Origin of the sequence: Streptomyces sp. R11 (genome assembly GCF_041051905.1) — a bacterium.
Lineage (GTDB): Bacteria > Actinomycetota > Actinomycetes > Streptomycetales > Streptomycetaceae > Streptomyces.
In genome coordinates, this window is the sequence record NZ_CP163432.1 from 6,536,558 (window position 1) to 6,554,084 (window position 17,527).

General features: G+C 70.6%; 12 protein-coding genes. 9 read left to right on the top strand and 3 right to left on the bottom strand.

What is annotated here, in order from left to right:
* Window positions 1-185: 185 nt before the first annotated feature.
* Window positions 186-1,601, top strand: coding sequence for a sugar porter family MFS transporter (locus AB5J55_RS30250; RefSeq protein ID WP_369273656.1), 1,416 nt, complete (start codon window positions 186-188; stop codon window positions 1,599-1,601).
* Window positions 1,602-1,778: 177 nt separating this feature from the next.
* On the opposite strand, the gene AB5J55_RS30255 is transcribed toward AB5J55_RS30250, so the two are convergent.
* Window positions 1,779-2,750, bottom strand: a complete 972-nt coding sequence (locus AB5J55_RS30255; RefSeq protein ID WP_369273657.1) for an LLM class flavin-dependent oxidoreductase — start codon at window positions 2,748-2,750, stop codon at window positions 1,779-1,781.
* Between the two features lie 105 nt (window positions 2,751-2,855).
* Here AB5J55_RS30255 and ftsY point away from each other — a divergent pair, with 105 nt between their 5' ends.
* On the top strand, window positions 2,856-4,067 hold the full coding sequence (ftsY, locus tag AB5J55_RS30260; protein ID WP_369273658.1) for a signal recognition particle-docking protein FtsY: 1,212 nt from the start codon (window positions 2,856-2,858) through the stop codon (window positions 4,065-4,067).
* Between the two features lie 112 nt (window positions 4,068-4,179).
* Here the strand turns inward: ftsY and AB5J55_RS30265 are convergent, their stop codons facing one another.
* Window positions 4,180-4,836, bottom strand: coding sequence for a bifunctional DNA primase/polymerase (locus AB5J55_RS30265; protein WP_369273659.1), 657 nt, complete (start codon window positions 4,834-4,836; stop codon window positions 4,180-4,182).
* 458 nt (window positions 4,837-5,294) lie between these two features.
* Between AB5J55_RS30265 and AB5J55_RS30270 the strand changes: the two genes are divergently transcribed.
* The 6 genes from AB5J55_RS30270 to ftsH all read left to right on the top strand — a co-directional run bounded on the left by AB5J55_RS30270 (window position 5,295) and on the right by ftsH (window position 14,985).
* Window positions 5,295-6,788: a hypothetical protein gene (locus tag AB5J55_RS30270; protein WP_369273660.1), complete on the top strand. Its 1,494-nt coding sequence runs from the start codon at window positions 5,295-5,297 to the stop codon at window positions 6,786-6,788.
* Between the two features lie 338 nt (window positions 6,789-7,126).
* Window positions 7,127-8,473 carry an ammonium transporter gene (locus AB5J55_RS30275; RefSeq protein ID WP_369273661.1) on the top strand — a complete coding sequence of 449 codons (1,347 nt, stop codon included), beginning with the start codon at window positions 7,127-7,129 and terminating at the stop codon, window positions 8,471-8,473.
* Window positions 8,470-8,808 (top strand): P-II family nitrogen regulator, encoded by a 339-nt coding sequence (locus AB5J55_RS30280; protein ID WP_003997576.1) that lies wholly within the window; start codon window positions 8,470-8,472, stop codon window positions 8,806-8,808. The genes AB5J55_RS30275 and AB5J55_RS30280 overlap by 4 nt, the downstream gene beginning before the upstream one ends.
* 28 nt (window positions 8,809-8,836) lie before the next feature.
* The gene (locus tag AB5J55_RS30285; RefSeq protein WP_369273662.1) at window positions 8,837-11,284 is read left to right on the top strand and encodes a [protein-PII] uridylyltransferase; all 2,448 of its coding nucleotides are present in this window, start codon (window positions 8,837-8,839) and stop codon (window positions 11,282-11,284) included.
* Window positions 11,285-11,368: 84 nt separating this feature from the next.
* Complete coding sequence (gene ffh / locus AB5J55_RS30290; protein ID WP_369273663.1) at window positions 11,369-12,919, top strand: signal recognition particle protein; 1,551 nt, start codon at window positions 11,369-11,371, stop codon at window positions 12,917-12,919.
* A gap of 128 nt (window positions 12,920-13,047) precedes the next feature.
* On the top strand, window positions 13,048-14,985 hold the full coding sequence (gene ftsH, locus AB5J55_RS30295; RefSeq protein ID WP_369273664.1) for an ATP-dependent zinc metalloprotease FtsH: 1,938 nt from the start codon (window positions 13,048-13,050) through the stop codon (window positions 14,983-14,985).
* Between the two features lie 3 nt (window positions 14,986-14,988).
* Here the strand turns inward: ftsH and AB5J55_RS30300 are convergent, their stop codons facing one another.
* A complete protein-coding gene (locus AB5J55_RS30300; RefSeq protein ID WP_369273665.1) occupies window positions 14,989-15,855 on the bottom strand; it encodes a cyclopropane-fatty-acyl-phospholipid synthase family protein in 867 nt (288 codons plus the stop codon).
* A gap of 197 nt (window positions 15,856-16,052) precedes the next feature.
* On the opposite strand from AB5J55_RS30300, the gene proS reads away from it, so the two are divergent.
* Window positions 16,053-17,468: a proline--tRNA ligase gene (gene proS / locus AB5J55_RS30305; protein WP_369273666.1), complete on the top strand. Its 1,416-nt coding sequence runs from the start codon at window positions 16,053-16,055 to the stop codon at window positions 17,466-17,468.
* Window positions 17,469-17,527 lie beyond the last annotated feature (59 nt).

The window sequence follows — 17,527 nt, forward strand, 5'->3', positions numbered from 1 at the left end:
CTTCACCTTCACTTCAAGAAGTGAACACAACTCACCCAGTCACGTCTCCAAGGTCACAGCTTCCTGGGTATTGACTTCGATACTTGAAGGCATAGTCTCTGCAACGTTGCTTTTAACTTCAGGTATCGCTACTTGGAGCGGCTGACCCCCCACCCGGCAGCGTTGCCGGCGCCCGAGGAGTACACGTGACCAGCACAGCGCAGGCATCCACGTCAGGAGCGAGGACGGCGCACCCCGAGCATCTCGGGCACGTCGTGTTCATCACCGCGGCGGCCGCCATGGGCGGCTTCCTGTTCGGCTACGACAGTTCCGTCATCAACGGAGCCAACGGCGGCATCCAGGCCCGGTTCGACCTCAGCTCCGGTGTCACCGGTACCGTCGCCGCCAGCGCCCTGCTCGGCAGCGCCCTCGGCGCCGCAATCGCCGGCCGCATAGCCGACCGCATCGGCCGCATCCGCGTCATGCAGATCGCGGCGGTGCTGTTCGCTGTGAGCGCCGTCGGCTCCGGCCTCCCGTTCGCCGCGTGGGACCTCGCCGCCTGGCGCGTCCTCGGCGGCATCGCCATCGGCATGGCCTCGGTCATCGGCCCGGCCTACATCGCCGAGGTCGCCCCGCCCGCGTACCGAGGCAGGCTCGCCTCCTTCCAGCAGGCCGCCATCGTCATCGGCATCGCCGTCTCGCAGCTCGTCAACTGGGCCATCCTCAACATGGCCGACGGCGAGGAGCGCGGGACGATCGCGGGCCTGGAAGCCTGGCAGTGGATGCTCGGCGTGATGCTCGTGCCCGCCATCGTCTACGGCCTGCTGTCGTTCGCCATCCCCGAGTCCCCGCGCTACCTGATCAGTGTCGGCCGCATCGAGGACGCGAAGAAGGTGCTCGCCGACGTCGAGGGCGGCGTGGACCTGGACGGCCGCGTCACCGAGATCGAGCAGGCCATGAAGAGCGACCACAAGTCGACGTTCAAGGACCTGCTGGGCGGCCGGTTCGGCCTGCTGCCGATCGTGTGGATCGGTATCGGCCTCTCCGTCTTCCAGCAGCTGGTCGGCATCAACGTCATCTTCTACTACTCGAACCTGCTGTGGCAGTCGGTGGGCGTCGACCCGTCGAGCTCGTTCTTCTACTCGTTCGAGACCTCGATCATCAACATCATCGGCACCGTGATCGCGATGATCTTCGTCGACCGCATCGGCCGCAAGCCGCTGGCCCTCATCGGCTCCGTCGGTATGGGCATCTCGCTCGCGGCGGCCGCCTGGGCCTTCTCCTTCCAGAACGGCAACGACCCCCTGCCCACCGCGCAGGGCTACGTGGCGCTGATCGCCGCCAACGCCTTCGTCCTCTTCTTCGCCATGTCCTGGGGCGTGGTCGTCTGGGTCATGCTCGGCGAGGTCTTCCCGAACAAGATCCGTGCCGCCGCCCTGGGTGTGGCCGCCTCGGCTCAGTGGATCGCCAACTGGGTCATCACGATCACCTTCCCGGACCTGTCGGACTGGAACCTGTCGCTCACCTACGTCATGTACGCGGTGTTCGCCTTCCTCTCCATCCCCTTCATCCTCAAGTTCGTGCCCGAGACCAAGGGCAAGAAGCTGGAGGAGATGGGCTGAGCCTTCCCGGGCTCCCCGAACTCGGGGGGAAGGGCCAAATCCCCGCTGCCCCTCTCCCCGTAACCCCGCCGCCGCCCCGGCTCGGCCACTGCCCGAGCCGGGGCGGCGGTGTCGTGTGCGAGGGGGGCAACGTCGTACGCCGGATCGGGGCCGCCGACGGCCTCGGATGCGACGCGATCAGTCGCCGAGCCCCGGCAGCACCCGCTCGCAGAACAACCGCAGGCTCCGCCACCCCTCCTCCACCGGCATCCCGCCGGACAAGGGGTGCAGTACGTAGTTGGCGTGGCCCAGCGCCACACACTCCTCGGGCGTCACGATCCGGTACACGCCCTCCGCGCGCAGTTCCTCCACCGTCGAGGCCCCCGACTTCACCGCGGAGCGGATGTCGCCGGACTGCCAGGAGGCATACGTCCGTGCCTCGTGCAGGAAGTGCCTCCCGTACTGCGCCCACGCCCGGTCGGGATCCTCGGCCACGTGCAGCAGCGGCGTCTCGGCGGCCGGCATCATGGTCCAGCCCTCGGTGCCGTACTCGACGAGCCGCTCCTTGTAGTACGCCTCCAGCTCCGGCAGATGCGCGCTGGGGAAGAACGGCAGGCCGAGCCGGGCGGCCCGGCGGGCGGCGGCCTTCGAGGAGCCGCCGACCAGCAGGAGCGGGTGCGGATCGGTGTACGGACGCGGAGTGATCCGTACCGTACGGCCCCGGTACTCGAAGGGCTCGCCGGTCCAGGCCTTCAGCAGCGCGTCCAGCAGTTCGTCCTGGAGCTTTCCGCGCCGCTTCCAGTCCACGTCGAACAGCGCGTACTCCTCGGGCCGGTATCCGATCCCGGCGACCGTCACCAGCCGCCCGCCGCTCAGCAGGTCCAGCACGGCGATCTCCTCGGCCAGCCGCAGCGGGTCGTGCAGCGGGCCGATGATCGCCGAGACGGTGACCGCGAGGCGCCGCGTCGCGCCGAACACCGCGGCCGCGAAGGCGAACGGAGACGGCAGCCAGTTGTTGTCGGCGCCGTGGTGCTCCTCGGTCTGCACGGTGGTGATGCCGTGCTCGTCGGCGTACGCGGCCATCTCCAGGGCCGCCCGGTAGCGGGCGGCGAGTGAGGCGGGGGTCGCGTCGGGCTCGACGAGGTTGAAGCGTACGACCGTGACGGGCATGGGGGTCCCCCTTCACCGGGCGGGTGTGAAGGCGGACGTTAGCTGACGGTGTGTCAGACATCCAGAGCGGTGTCGCCGGGCTCCATGGCCGATACTGGACGCGTTATGGACATCGTCATCCTTGCTGTAGTCATCGCCGTGGTCGTGCTCGGCGCGCTCGGCGGGCTCATCATCGGCAGCCGGCGCAAGAAGCAGCTGCCCCCGCCGCCGCCCGCCGCCCCCGACATCACCGCCCCTCCGGCCGAGCCGCACGTCGGCGACGAGGCCGAGACGCCGCGCGACGAACCGCGCCGGACCATAGAGGAGGTGGATCTTCCCGACGGCTCGACCGGAGTCGCCGTCGAGGAACCGCCCGTCGTCGAAGAGCCCCCGCCGATCGAGATCGAGGTACCGGAGCCCACCGCCGGCCGCCTGATCCGACTGCGCGCCCGGCTCTCCCGCTCCCAGACCGCCCTCGGCAAGGGGCTGCTCACGCTCCTGTCGCGCGAGCACCTCGACGAGGACACCTGGGAGGAGATCGAGGACACGCTGCTCACCGCCGACGTCGGCGTGCAGCCCACCCAGGAGCTGGTCGAGGGGCTGCGCGAGCGCGTGAAGGTCCTCGGCACCCGCACGCCGGTCGAGCTGCGCGGCCTGCTGCGCGAGGAGCTGCTGAAGCTGGTCGGCACCGACATGGACCGCGTGGTCAAGACCGAGCCGGAGACCAGCAAGCCCGGCATCGTGATGGTCGTCGGCGTCAACGGCACCGGCAAGACCACCACCACCGGCAAGCTCGCCCGCGTCCTCGTGGCCGACGGCCGCAGCGTCGTGCTGGGCGCCGCCGACACCTTCCGTGCCGCCGCCGCCGACCAGCTGCAGACCTGGGGCGAGCGGGTCGGCGCCTACACCGTGCGCGGGCCGGAGGGCGGCGACCCCGCCTCCGTCGCCTTCGACGCGGTGAAGGAGGGCAAGGAGATGGGGTCGGACGTCGTCCTCATCGACACCGCCGGGCGCCTGCACACCAAGACCGGCCTCATGGACGAGCTCGGCAAGGTCAAGCGGGTCGTCGAGAAGCACGCGCCGCTCGACGAGGTGTTGCTCGTGCTGGACGCGACGACTGGGCAGAACGGCCTGGTCCAGGCCCGTGTCTTCGCCGAGGTCGTGGACATCACCGGCATCGTGCTCACCAAGCTGGACGGCACGGCCAAGGGCGGCATCGTGATCGCGGTCCAGCGCGAGCTGGGCGTGCCGGTGAAGCTGATCGGACTCGGCGAGGGCGCCGACGACCTGGCGCCGTTCGAGCCGGAGGCGTTCGTGGATGCGCTTATCGGAGAGTGACCTACGAAATTCGTACCTGCTCGCAGCGAAGAAGCGCCCGCCTCCCAAGGTGCAGTTGGGGGACGGGCGCTTCGCTGTGTACGGCTGTGACGGCTGGGGCCGGTGGTACCCGCTACGCCCGCGACCGATGTGCCACGTAGGCCAGCGTCCCGAGCAGCAGTCGCGCGGCCGGTGGCTTCGTGGCCGTGTCCAGCTGCGGGGCCCGCAGCCAGCGCACCGGCCCCAGTCCGCGCCGGTCGGACGGCGGGGCCGTGATGGACGTGCCGGGGCCGAGGCCGCGCAGGTCGAGGTGGGTCGGGTCGTCCCAGCCCATGCGGTAGAGGAGCTCGGGGAGCTCGGCGGCGGCGCCGGGGGCGACGAGGAACTGCGCGCGGCCCTCGGGCGTGGCGGTGACCGGGCCGAGGGGGAGACCCATCCGCTCAAGCCGGGCCAGCGCTCGGCGTCCGGCCGACTCGGCCACCTCGATCACGTCGAACGCCCGGCCGACCGGCAGCATCACCGAGGCGCCCGGGAACTCCGACCACGCCTTGGCGACCTCGTCGAGCGTGGCCCCGGCCGGGATCTGCGGCGCGAAGTCGAGGGGGTGTGCGCCGGGCGCGCCGCAGTCGGAGCGGCCGCACGAGCAGGAGCCCGCGGCGGCTCGCGCGCCGGGCGCAACGTCCCAGCCCCACAGCCCGGTGAACTCGGCGACGGCGGTGCACTCCGAGGCGCGGCCGCGTCGACGCGTGCCGGACCGGATCTCCCGGATGCCGCCGATCGTGAAGCCCATGCCCCCTCCAACGGGTCCAGCGCGCCGGTGGTTACGGCGCGAAATCGGAACGTGACCCTGTGTGTTCCTGGGAAGCCGGTTACCCTCCGACGCCGTTCGGTTCACGCGGCGCTTGGAAGCGTCCAGGGTTGTGGACTCGGCGACGCGCGCCTCAGGGTGCTTCGCTCCGCCCACTTCCGGTCGTCCTATGTCAAGTGAATCGCGTGGCGGCGTCCGTTAGTTCATTCGAAGGGGTGGCGAATGGTGGCGTTTCCCGGATCGCCATGGCTGGAGGCGTGATCGTAGGATTACTGTGAGTGCACGGAACCTCGGGGCACATGCACTCGTGGGTATGCCGGGGGCAAGTCGGCTTTCCGTTCGAAGGGTGGCAACTGCCGGACGGGAGACCGTATTTACCGGCATTCTGATAGGGCTTGGCGCACTCGGTGACAAGTGGTCCAAGGGATGGGGGCGTTCCAGTGAGCGGCAACAGCGGAAGCGGTACGAGCGCCGGTGGCGCAGCGCACGCTGCCAAGAGCCCGAACGAGCTGCTCGCGTCCTGGTTCGTGCGCAGCGGCTGGTCGAAGGGTGAACTGGCCCGCCAAGTGAACCGCCGCGCGCGCCAGTTGGGTGCCAACCACATCTCGACCGACACCTCGCGCGTACGCCGCTGGCTCGACGGTGAGAACCCCCGCGAGCCGATCCCGCGGATCCTGTCCGAGCTGTTCTCGGAGCGGTTCGGCTGCGTCGTCTCCGTCGAGGACCTCGGCCTGCGCGCCGCCCGCCAGTCACCCTCCGTGTCCGGTGTCGACCTGCCCTGGACGGGTCCGCAGACGGTGGCCCTGCTCAGCGAGTTCTCGCGCAGCGACCTGATGCTGGCGCGGCGCGGCTTCCTCGGGACCTCGCTGGCCCTGGCTGCGGGCCCGGCCCTCATCGAGCCGATGCAGCGCTGGCTGGTCCCCGCGCCGTCCGCCCCGCGCCAGGAGTCCCGGCCCGTCCCGGCCTCCCGCGCGCGTGGCCGGCTCTCCAAGCCCGAGCTGGACCTGCTGGAGTCCACCACCGTGATGTTCCGGCAGTGGGACGCCCAGTGCGGCGGCGGCCTGCGCCGCAAGGCGGTCGTGGGGCAGCTGCACGAGGTGACCGACCTGCTCCAGGAGCCCCAGCCCGAGGCCACCACCAGGAAGCTGTTCAAGGTCGCCGCCGAGCTGGCGGAGCTGGCCGGCTGGATGTCGTACGACGTCGGGCTCCAGCCCACCGCCCAGAAGTACTTCGTCCTCGCGCTGCACGCCGCCAAGGAGGCCGGCGACCGGCCGCTCGGCTCGTACATCCTGTCCAGCATGAGCCGCCAGATGATCCATCTAGGCCGGCCCGACGACGCCCTGGAGCTGATCCACCTCGCGCAGTACGGCAGCCGGGACTGCGCGAGCCCGCGCACCCAGTCGATGCTGTATGCGATGGAGGCTCGCGCCTACGCCAACATGGGCCGGCCCGGCAAGTGCAAGCGGGCGGTCCGGATGGCCGAGGACACCTTCTCCGAGTCCGACGAGTGGGACGAGCCGGACCCCGACTGGATCCGCTTCTTCTCCGAGGCCGAGCTGTACGGCGAGAACTCCCACTCCTACCGCGACCTCGCCTATGTCGCCGGCCGCAGCCCGACGTACGCCTCCCTGGCCGAGCCTGTCATGCAGCAGGCCGTCGACCTGTTCGCGAAGGACGGCGAGCATCAGCGGTCGTATGCGCTGAACCTCATCGGCATGGCCACGGTGCATCTGCTGCGGCGCGAGCCCGAGCAGAGCACGGTCTACGCCGAGCACGCCATGCAGGTCGCCAAAAAGGTGCGCTCCGAGCGCGTCAACACTCGTATTCGAAAGACGGTCGACACAGCCGTACGCGACTTCGGGGATCTCGCCGAGGTCGTGGACCTGACGGACAAGCTCGCCGTGGAGCTGCCGGAGACCGCGGAGGCGGTCTGACGACCGCGGGTGAAGCCCGCGAAACCCCAGAACCCCGGCCGCGGCCGGCCCTCCCGAACTGCCCGACTCGGCTCCCCCATGCCAGGTCATCGGAAGGCCGCCCGCGGCCGGCCTTTTCTGCCTTCAGTGAAGGTTGCGCCACGATAACGATCCGGCAGCCGGAGATCCGGCAGTTCATCGACGCGTAACACGCAAGGCGCCTTCGTCACGGCGGCGAAACAACGAGGGGCTTCCACCGAAACGGCGCTGCGCCAATCTCATGGCGCATAACCGGCCCACCCCTCATTCCGCTCAGGCTTCGCCCGCACGGGGCCGTACCAATCGACGAGGAGACGCCGATGGCATCAGCCGCCATCACGCTTGCGGCGGACGCACCCACGCTGTCGTCCGCCAACACAGGCTTCATGCTCATCTGTTCCGCCCTGGTGATGCTCATGACCCCGGGCCTGGCCTTCTTCTACGGAGGCATGGTCCGCGTCAAGAGCACCCTGAACATGCTGATGATGAGCTTCATCAGCCTGGGGATCGTCACCATCCTGTGGGTGCTGTACGGCTTCTCCATGGCGTTCGGCACCGACTCCGGCAGCCTCATCGGCTGGAACTCGGACTGGGTGGGCCTCAGCAACATCGGTCTGACGGAGTTGTGGGACGGTTACACCATCCCGATCTTCGTCTTCCTGATCTTCCAGCTGATGTTCGCGATCATCACGCCGGCCTTGATCAGCGGTGCGCTGGCCGACCGCGTGAAGTTCACCGCGTGGGCGCTGTTCATCGCCCTGTGGGCCACGGTCGTCTACTTCCCGGTCGCGCACTGGGTATGGGGCGCCGGCGGCTGGGCCTTCGAACTGGGCGTGATCGACTTCGCCGGTGGTACGGCGGTCCACATCAACGCGGGTGCCGCGGCGCTCGGCGTGATCCTCGTCATCGGCAAGCGCGTCGGCTTCAAGAAGGACCCGATGCGCCCGCACAGCCTCCCGCTGGTCATGCTCGGCGCCGGTCTGCTGTGGTTCGGCTGGTTCGGCTTCAACGCGGGCTCGTGGCTCGGCAACGACGACGGCGTCGGCGCGCTGATGTTCGTCAACACGCAGGTCGCCACCGCCGCCGCCATGCTGGCCTGGCTCATCTACGAGAAGATCCGCCACGGCGCGTTCACCACGCTGGGCGCCGCCTCCGGCGCGGTCGCCGGTCTGGTCGCCATCACGCCCGCCGGTGGCGCGGTCAGCCCGCTCGGCGCGATCGCCGTCGGCGCCATCGCCGGTCTGCTGTGCGCCATGGCCGTGGGCCTGAAGTACAAGCTCGGCTACGACGACTCGCTCGACGTCGTCGGCGTCCACCTGGTCGGCGGTGTCGTCGGCTCCCTGCTGATCGGCTTCTTCGCCAGCGGCAAGGGCCAGTCCGACGTCGAGGGCCTCTTCTACGGCGGCGGCCTGACCCAGTTCTGGAAGCAGTGCGCCGGTGTCTTCGCGGTCCTGGCCTACTCGCTGATCGTCTCCGCGCTCCTGGCCTTCATCCTCGACAAGACCATCGGGATGCGGGTCTCCGAGGACGACGAGGTCGCCGGCATCGACCAGGCCGAGCACGCCGAGACCGCATACGACTTCAGTGGCGCCGGTGGCGGGGCCGCCCGTACCGCCGCCGGCCCGGCACCGGTCGCCGCGGCCGCGAGCAAGAAGGTGGACGCATGAAGCTCATCACCGCAGTCGTCAAGCCCCACCGGCTCGACGAGATCAAGGAAGCCCTCCAGGCGTTCGGAGTCCACGGCCTGACGGTCACCGAGGCCAGCGGCTACGGTCGTCAGCGGGGCCACACCGAGGTCTACCGCGGTGCCGAGTACACCGTTGACCTGGTCCCGAAGATCCGCATCGAGGTTCTGGCCGAGGACGACGACGCCGAGCAGCTGATCGACGTCATCGTCAAGGCCGCCCGCACCGGCAAGATCGGTGACGGCAAGGTCTGGTCCCTCCCGGTCGAGACGGCCGTACGGGTCCGCACCGGCGAGCGCGGCCCGGACGCGCTCTGAAGCAGGGAAACAGAACAGGAGTCGCTGGGTGACGGGTACGGACGTTCGTAAGGATGCAGAGGACTCGGGACCCAGCGGCTATGCGGCGGCCCGGCTGCGCCTCCTCACCGAGGGGGCGCGGTCCGGGCCGCCGCGCCGTACCGCCCTCGCGGAACTGACCGACGACTGGCTGACCGGCCTGTTCGCCGCCGGTGCCGAGGGGGTGCGCGGGGTCTCCCTGATCGCCGTCGGCGGTTACGGCCGCGGCGAGCTGTCCCCGCGCAGCGACCTGGACCTGCTCCTGCTGCACGACGGCGGCGACAGCAAGGCGGTGGCCACGCTGGCCGACCGCATCTGGTACCCGGTCTGGGACCTCGGCCTCGCCCTCGACCACTCCGTGCGCACCCCCGCCGAGGCCCGCAAGACGGCCGGCGAGGACCTCAAGGTCCAGCTGGGCCTGCTGGACGCCCGGCACATCGCGGGCGACCTGGGACTCACGGCCGGGCTGCGGACGGCGGTCCTGGCCGACTGGCGCAACCAGGCCCCCCGGCGGCTGCCCGAACTCCAGGAGCTGTCCGCGGAACGCGCCGAGCGGCAGGGCGAGTTGCAGTACCTCCTGGAACCCGACCTCAAGGAAGCCCGCGGTGGCCTGCGGGACGCCACCATCCTGCGCGCCGTCGCCGCGTCCTGGCTGGCCGACGCCCCGCGCGAGGGCCTCGCCGACGCCCGGCGCCGACTGCTCGACGTGCGGGACGCCCTGCACCTGACCACCGGGCGCGCGACCGACCGGCTCGCACTGCAGGAGCAGGACCAGGTCGCCGCCGAGCTGGGCCTGCTCGACGCCGACACGCTGCTGCGGCAGGTGTACGAGGCGGCGCGGGTCATCTCGTATGCGAGTGATGTCACTTGGCGTGAAGTGGGGCGCGTACTGCGTTCGCGCGCCGTTCGGCCGCGTCTGCGCGCCATGCTGGGTGGTGGGAAGCCGACCACCGAGCGTTCCCCGCTGGCCGAGGGGGTGGTCGAGCAGGACGGCGAGGTGGTGCTCGCCCGCGCCGCGCGCCCCGAACGCGACCCCGTGCTCCCGCTGCGCGCAGCGGCCGCTGCCGCGCAGGCCGGACTTCCGCTCTCCCTGCACGCCGTACGGCGCATGGCCGCCACCGTCCGCCCGCTGCCCACGCCCTGGCCCGCCGAGGCGCGCGAGCAGCTGGTCACCCTGCTCGGCTCCGGCAGCCCCACCGTCGACGTCTGGGAGGCGCTGGAGGCCGAGGGGCTGATCACCCGCCTGCTGCCCGACTGGGAGCGGGTCCGCTGCCGTCCGCAGCGCAACGCCGTGCACATCTGGACCGTCGACCGGCATCTGATCGAGACGGCCGTGCGCGCCTCCGAGTTCACCCGCCGCGTCCACCGCCCCGACCTCCTCCTGGTCGCCGCGCTGCTGCACGACATCGGCAAGGGCTGGCCCGGCGACCACTCGGTGGCCGGCGAGATCATCGCCAAGGACGTGGCCGGGCGCATCGGCTTCGACCGCGACGACGTGACCGTGCTCTCCACCCTCGTACGCCATCACCTGCTTCTCGTCGACACGGCCACCCGGCGCGACCTGGAGGACCCGGCCACCGTGCGCTCGGTCGCCGAGGCCGTCGGCTCGCAGGGCACGCTGGAGCTGCTGCATGCCCTGACCGAGGCGGATGCCCTGGCCACCGGTCCGGCGGCCTGGTCGTCGTGGCGCGGATCCCTGGTCGCCGACCTGGTGAAGCGGGTTGCGGCCGTACTCGCCGGGGACGACCCCGAGGAGCCCGAGGCCGCCGCGCCGACCGCCGAACAGGAGCGGCTCGCCCTGGAGGCGATCGCCACCGGCAGCCCGGTGCTGGCGCTGCGCGCCCAGACCGAGCCGCCGACCGAGGAGCAGCCCGCCGGCGATCCCGAGCCGCTCGGCGTGGAACTCCTCATCGCCGTACCGGACCAGCCGGGCGTGCTGCCGGCGGTGGCCGGCGTCCTGGCGATGCACCGCCTGACCGTCCGCACCGCGGAACTGCGCGCCCTGGATCTCCCGGACGGCGTCGAGGGCTCCGTCCTGCTGCTGAACTGGCGGGTCGCCGCCGAGTACGGCTCCCTGCCGCAGGCCGCCCGACTGCGCGCCGACCTCGTACGCGCCCTGGACGGCTCACTGGACATCGCGGGCCGTCTCGCCGAGCGGGACGCGGCGTACCCGCGCCGCCGGGGCGTGGTGGCGCCGCCACCGAGGGTGTCCGTACACCCGGCCGCCTCCCGGCTGGCCACGGTGATCGAGGTGCGGGCCCAGGACGCCCCAGGACTGCTGTTCCGGATCGGCCGGGCGCTGGAGGACGCGAGCGTGCGGGTGCGCAGTGCCCATGTCAGCACGCTGGGCGCCAACGCCGTCGACGCGTTCTACGTCACAGGTCCGGAGGGGGCGCCGCTGCCCAGGGAAGAGGCGGCCTCCGTGGCCCGCAAGCTGGAGGAGACATTGCGGGGCTGAACGGGGGATCCCGGCAACCTGTGCCGCCGGGATACCCTGGAGGGCGATTGCCAGCCGCCACCGACCCCGAGGACCGCGAGCGCCGTGTTCGATACTCTTTCCGATCGCCTCTCAGCGACTTTCAAGAACCTGCGCGGCAAGGGACGGCTCTCCGAGGCGGACATCGACGCGACCGCGCGCGAGATCCGCATCGCCCTCCTCGAAGCGGACGTGGCGCTGCCCGTCGTCCGTACGTTCATCAAGAACGTCAAGGAGCGTGCCCTCGGCGCCGAGGTCTCCAAGGCGCTGAACCCGGCCCAGCAGGTCCTGAAGATCGTCAACGACGAGCTCGTCACGATCCTCGGCGGGGAGACCCGCCGCCTGCGGTTCGCCAAGCAGCCGCCCACCGTGATCATGCTGGCCGGTCTGCAGGGTGCCGGTAAGACCACCCTCGCGGGCAAGCTCGCCCGCTGGCTGAAGGAGCAGGGCCACTCGCCGCTGCTGGTGGCCTGTGACCTCCAGCGCCCGAACGCGGTGAACCAGCTCAGCGTCGTCGCCGAGCGCGCCGGCGTCGCGGTCTACGCGCCCGAGCCGGGCAACGGCGTGGGTGACCCGGTCAAGGTCGCCAAGGACTCCATCGAGCACGCCAAGGCCAAGGTCCACGACATCGTGATCGTGGACACCGCCGGCCGCCTGGGCATCGACCAGGAGATGATGCAGCAGGCCGCCGACATCCGGGACGCGGTCTCGCCGGACGAGATCCTGTTCGTCGTCGATGCGATGATCGGTCAGGACGCGGTCAACACCGCCGAGGCCTTCCGCGACGGCGTCGGCTTCGACGGCGTGGTGCTCTCCAAGCTCGACGGTGACGCCCGCGGTGGTGCGGCCCTGTCGATCCGGCAGATCACCGGCAAGCCGATCATGTTCGCGTCGAACGGCGAGAAGCTCGACGAGTTCGACGCCTTCCACCCCGACCGGATGGCCTCCCGCATCCTCGACATGGGTGACCTGCTCACCCTGATCGAGCAGGCGGAGAAGACGTTCGACCAGGCCGAAGCCCAGAAGATGGCCGAGAAGCTGGCCTCCAAGAAGGGCCAGGACTTCACCCTCGACGACTTCCTGTCCCAGATGGAGCAGGTCAGGAAGATGGGCTCCATCTCCAAGCTGCTCGGCATGCTCCCCGGTATGGGCCAGATCAAGGACCAGATCAACAACCTGGACGAGCGGGACGTCGACCGCACGGCCGCGATCATCAAGTCGATGACCCCGGCCGAGCGCCAGGAGCCGACGATCATCAACGGCTCGCGGCGCGCCCGTATCGCCCGCGGTTCCGGTGTCGAGGTCGGCGCGGTCAAGAACCTCGTCGAGCGGTTCTTCGAGGCCCGCAAGATGATGTCCCGCATGGCGCAGGGCGGCGGCATGCCGGGTATGCCGGGGATGCCGGGCATGGGTGGCGGTCCCGGCCGGACGAAGAAGCAGCCGAAGAAGGCCAAGGGCAAGCAGCGCTCCGGCAACCCGATGAAGCGCAAGCAGCAGGAGCAGGAGGAGGCCGCTCGCCGGGCCGCCGCCGCTGAGGGTGGCGCCTTCGGGCTGCCGGGCCAGCAGGGCGGGCAGGACTTCGAGCTGCCGGACGAGTTCAAGAAGTTCATGGGCTGACGGTTCGTCTCGTACGGCTGAGTCGTCCCGTACGGCCATCCCGTCTCCTACGTCACTGGGGGCGCCCCTCGCTCTGGGGGGCGCCCCCAGCGCATGCCACGGCTCGGTATCTGCCGTAACGTCCAGATATGAGCAATGCCGCGCCGCCGCGCAAGGCTCCTGACCAGCCGTGGCGCACCGAGGGCACGCCGCACGAGCCGCCCGGGCGCCCCCGCGGTCGACGGATGCGCGGTCGCTGGTGGGGCCTGCTCCTCACCGCGGTGATCGTCTTCCTGCTCGCCTACGTGGGACTGACCTACCTCGACCGGGGCAACGAGCCGACGATCTCGTACACGGAGTTCAGCAGGCAGGTCGACGCCGGCAACGTCTCCAAGATCTACTCCAAGGGCGACGCGATCCAGGGCGAACTCAAGAGCGCCCGGGACAACCCCGACGGCGACGGCGACTACACCAAGTTCAAGACCCAGCGCCCCGCCTTCGCGGACGACGACCTCTGGCAGGACCTGAGCAGCCGCGATGTGACGGTGACCGCCGAGCCGGTCGTGCGGGAGCGCGGCGTCCTGTCCAACCTGCTCTTCTCCCTGATCCCGATCGCGCTTCTGCTCGCGGTCTGGATCTTCGTCGCCCGGCGGATGGGCGCCGGCCTCGGCGGCGCGGGCGGCATGCTCGGCCGCAAGGCGCCGCCGAAACCGGTGGAGCTCCAGCCCGGCAAGGAGCGCACGACCTTCGCAGATGTAGCCGGCATCGACGAGGTCAAGGGCGAGCTGGACGACGTCGTCGACTTCCTGGAGCACCCCGACGCCTACCGCAGGATGGGCGCGAAGATGCCGCGCGGCGTGCTGCTGGCGGGCCCGCCCGGCACCGGCAAGACCCTGCTCGCGCGCGCGGTGGCGGGCGAGGCCGGAGTGCCGTTCTTCTCCGCCTCCGCGTCCGAGTTCATCGAGATGATCGTGGGTGTCGGCGCCTCCCGCGTCCGGGAACTGTTCGCCGAGGCCCGCAAGGTGGCACCGTCGATCATCTTCATCGACGAGATCGACACCATCGGACGGATGCGGGGCGGCGGCGCGTCGGTGAGCGGCCACGACGAGCGCGAGCAGACGCTGAACCAGATCCTCACGGAGATGGACGGCTTCTCCGGCTCCGAGGGCGTGATCGTCATCGCGGCAACGAACCGCGCCGACATCCTGGACCCGGCGCTGACCCGGCCCGGCCGCTTCGACCGGGTGGTCAACGTCGCGCCGCCGGACCGCGGCGGGCGCGAGGCCATCCTGCGCATCCACACCCGCGAGATCCCGCTCGCCGAGGACGTGGACCTGACCCAGCTGGCCCGCACCACCCCGGGCATGACAGGCGCGGATCTGGCCAACCTCGCCAACGAGGCCGCACTCCTCGCCGTCAAGCGCAAGCAGGACCAGGTGACCCAGCCGGACCTGTCCGAGGCCCTGGAGAAGGTGCAACTGGGCGCCGAGCGCACCCTGGTGATGCCCGAGGAGGACCGCCGGCGCACCGCGTACCACGAGAGCGGACACGCCCTCCTCGGCATGCTCCAGCCGGGCGCCGACCCCGTACGCAAGATCACCATCGTGCCCCGCGGCCGGGCGCTCGGGGTGACGATGTCGACCCCCGAGGTGGAGCGGTACGCGCACTCGGAGGGCTACTTGCGCGGGCGGATCATCGGCGCCCTGGGCGGCATGGCGGCGGAACAGGTGGTCTACGGGGTCGTCACCACGGGCGCGGAGAACGACCTCGAACAGGTCAGCAACATCGCGCGCGCCATGGTCGCCCGCTGGGGCATGAGCGAGCGCGTGGGCCGGCTGTCCGCCCTGCCCAGCGACGCCCAGCAGGCGTACGGGCTCGCGGCAGCCCCGCAGACCCTCGACGTGATCGACGCCGAGATGCGCCGGATCGTCGACGAGTGCTACGAGGAGGCCTGCCGCAAACTCCGGGATCACCGCGGGCAGTTGAACGCCCTGGCCGAGGCGCTGCTGGAGAACGAGACGCTGGAGGAGACCGAGGCGTACCGGATCGCCGGGATCACGCGGCTGAAGAAGGACGACGCCCAGTAGGGCTCAGGGCACGCGGGCGATCAGGTACCGGAACACGTTCGGCATCCATACCGTGCCGTCCTGCCGCAGGTGCGGATGCAGCGCCTCCGTCACCTCCTTGTCCACCTGGGCCTGGTCGGTCGCCGCGATCGCCGCGTCGAACAGCCCCGTCGACAGCAGCCCCCGTACGGCACTGTCGACGTCCGCGTACCCGAACGGGCAGGCCACCCGCCCGGAACCGTCGGGCCTGAGGCCCGCGCGCTGGGCGACCTCCTCCAGGTCGTCGCGCCGGGCGGGGCGCCAACTGCCCGTACCGCGCAGGGGATCGGCCAGCTTGGTGGCCACCCGCAGCACGGACGACGTGGCGCAGCGCTCCGGCGGGCCCCAGCCGACGAGCACCACGGGCGCCACCCGCTCGGCGAGCGGCGTCACGGCCGCGAGCGCCTCACCGAGCCCTTCCGAGTCACCCGCCAGGCACCCGATGGGCTCGAACGCGGTCACCAGGGTGTACGCGGGCGTCTGCGCGTCGGCCGCGGCGGCCAGGTCGCCGGGCGAGCCGTCCACGAGCCGGGCCTCGCCACGCGCGCGCGTGCCCCACGCCTCGGGCAGCAGCCGCTGCCGCGCGAGGGCCAGCCGTTCGTGGGAGGAGGACTCGACACCGGTGACGGCCGCGCCTCTGGACGCGGCCATCAGCAGGGCGAGGCCGCTGCCGCAGCCGAGCCCCAGCACCCGGGTGCCGGCGCCCACTTCCACTCGCTCGTAGACGGCCTCGTAGAGCGGAACCAGCATCCGCTCCTGGATCTCGGACCAGTCACGCGCGCGTGCACTCGGGTTCACGCGGGGCGTCGAGCCCGCATGAGGTGGGTGCTGCCGCACGAGCGTAGGTGTCATCTAAAGCGCCCCAATCCGCCGAGAGTTGCCGCTGTACCTGATTCCGTGGCCCCCGTGACATGCGCTCACATCCCCCCGTATGCCAGGAAACTCCGCACCCGTCGCCGCGTCCAGGGGTCGCGGAGCCCGGCTTGTGAGATCCCTGCGTTCGTGGCCAAAATTCACATTCCGGCAACGTGGACCCGTACCATCGCGCCATGGCAAAGGCACCCGTACTCACGCCACGGGCGGACGACTTCCCGCGCTGGTACCAGGATCTGATCGCCAAGGCGGAGCTGGCCGACAACGGCCCGGTGCGCGGCACCATGGTCATCCGGCCGTACGGGTACGGGCTGTGGGAGCGGATGCAGGCCGAGATGGACTCCCGGATCAAGGAGACGGGCACGCAGAACGCGTACTTCCCCCTTCTCATCCCGCAGTCGTATCTCACGCGCGAGGCGGACCACGTCGAGGGCTTCGCGCCGGAGCTCGCGGTCGTCACGCACGGCGGCGGCAAGGAGCTCGAGGAGCCGGCGGTCGTCCGCCCCACCTCCGAGATGATCATCAACGACTACTTCTCGAAGTGGGTGCAGAGCTACCGAGACCTGCCCCTGCTGATCAACCAGTGGGCGAACGTGGTCCGTTGGGAACTCAGGCCGCGCCTCTTCCTGCGCACGACCGAGTTCCTGTGGCAGGAGGGCCACACCGCGCACGCCACCTACGAGGACGCCCGCGACTTCGCCGCGCACATCCACCGCGCGGTCTACGAGGACTTCATGGTGAACGTCCTCGCGATGGACGTCGTCCCCGGCCGCAAGACCGTCAAGGAGCGCTTCGCCGGCGCCGTCAACACCCTCACGCTGGAAGGCATGATGGGCGACGGCAAGGCCCTTCAGATGGCCACCAGCCATGAGCTGGGGCAGAACTTCGCCAAGGCCTTCAACACCTCGTACCTGTCGAAGGACGGCACCCAGGAGCTGGTCTGGCAGACCTCCTGGGGCTCGACCACCCGCATGATCGGCGCGCTGGTGATGATGCACGGCGACGACAACGGCCTGCGGGTCCCGCCACGCCTCGCGCAGATCCAGGCCGTCGTCCTCGCGATCAAGGGCGACGAGGCGGTTCTGGCCAAGGTCCGCGAGATCGGCGACCGGCTGAAGGCAGCCGGCGTCCGCGTCCACGTGGACGACCGCACCGACATCCCCTTCGGCCGCCGCGCGGTCGACTGGGAGCTCAAGGGCGTGCCCGTCCGCATCGAGGTCGGGCCCCGCGACCTGGAGAACGGCACCGCGATGCTGGCCCGCCGCATCCCCGGCGGCAAGACGCCGATCGCGATCGAGGATCTTGTACGACTGCTCCCCGTCGTCCTCGAGGAGGACCAGGCGCTGCTGCTGACCCAGGCCCGCGAGCGCCGCGAGTCACGCACCACCGACGTGACGACGATCGAGGAGGCCGTCGAGGCGGCCGTCGCCGGCGGCTGGGCGCGCGTCCCGTGGGCGACGCTCGGTGAAGAGGGCGAGGCCAGGCTGGCCGAGCACGCGGTGACCGTACGGTGTCTGGTGACCGAGGACGGGTCGGTCCCGGACGCCGATGACGCACCCGGTAACGTCGCCGTCGTGGCGCGCGCATACTGAGACGACGCCCGTGTGGAACGAGAGCGGCCGAAACGCCTCTTGCGCATTCGCGGACCACA

What these genes read in the sequence shown, in the direction of transcription:
- AB5J55_RS30275 (WP_369273661.1), top strand. Translation starts at nt 7,127, where the DNA reads ATGGCATCAGCCGCCATCACGCTTGCGGCGGACGCACCCACGCTGTCG.
- AB5J55_RS30265 (WP_369273659.1), bottom strand. Translation starts at nt 4,836, where the DNA reads ATGGGCTTCACGATCGGCGGCATCCGGGAGATCCGGTCCGGCACGCGT.
- AB5J55_RS30300 (WP_369273665.1), bottom strand. Translation starts at nt 15,855, where the DNA reads ATGACACCTACGCTCGTGCGGCAGCACCCACCTCATGCGGGCTCGACG.
- proS (WP_369273666.1), top strand. Translation starts at nt 16,053, where the DNA reads ATGGCAAAGGCACCCGTACTCACGCCACGGGCGGACGACTTCCCGCGC.
- ftsY (WP_369273658.1), top strand. Translation starts at nt 2,856, where the DNA reads ATGGACATCGTCATCCTTGCTGTAGTCATCGCCGTGGTCGTGCTCGGC.
- AB5J55_RS30255 (WP_369273657.1), bottom strand. Translation starts at nt 2,750, where the DNA reads ATGCCCGTCACGGTCGTACGCTTCAACCTCGTCGAGCCCGACGCGACC.
- ftsH (WP_369273664.1), top strand. Translation starts at nt 13,048, where the DNA reads ATGAGCAATGCCGCGCCGCCGCGCAAGGCTCCTGACCAGCCGTGGCGC.
- AB5J55_RS30280 (WP_003997576.1), top strand. Translation starts at nt 8,470, where the DNA reads ATGAAGCTCATCACCGCAGTCGTCAAGCCCCACCGGCTCGACGAGATC.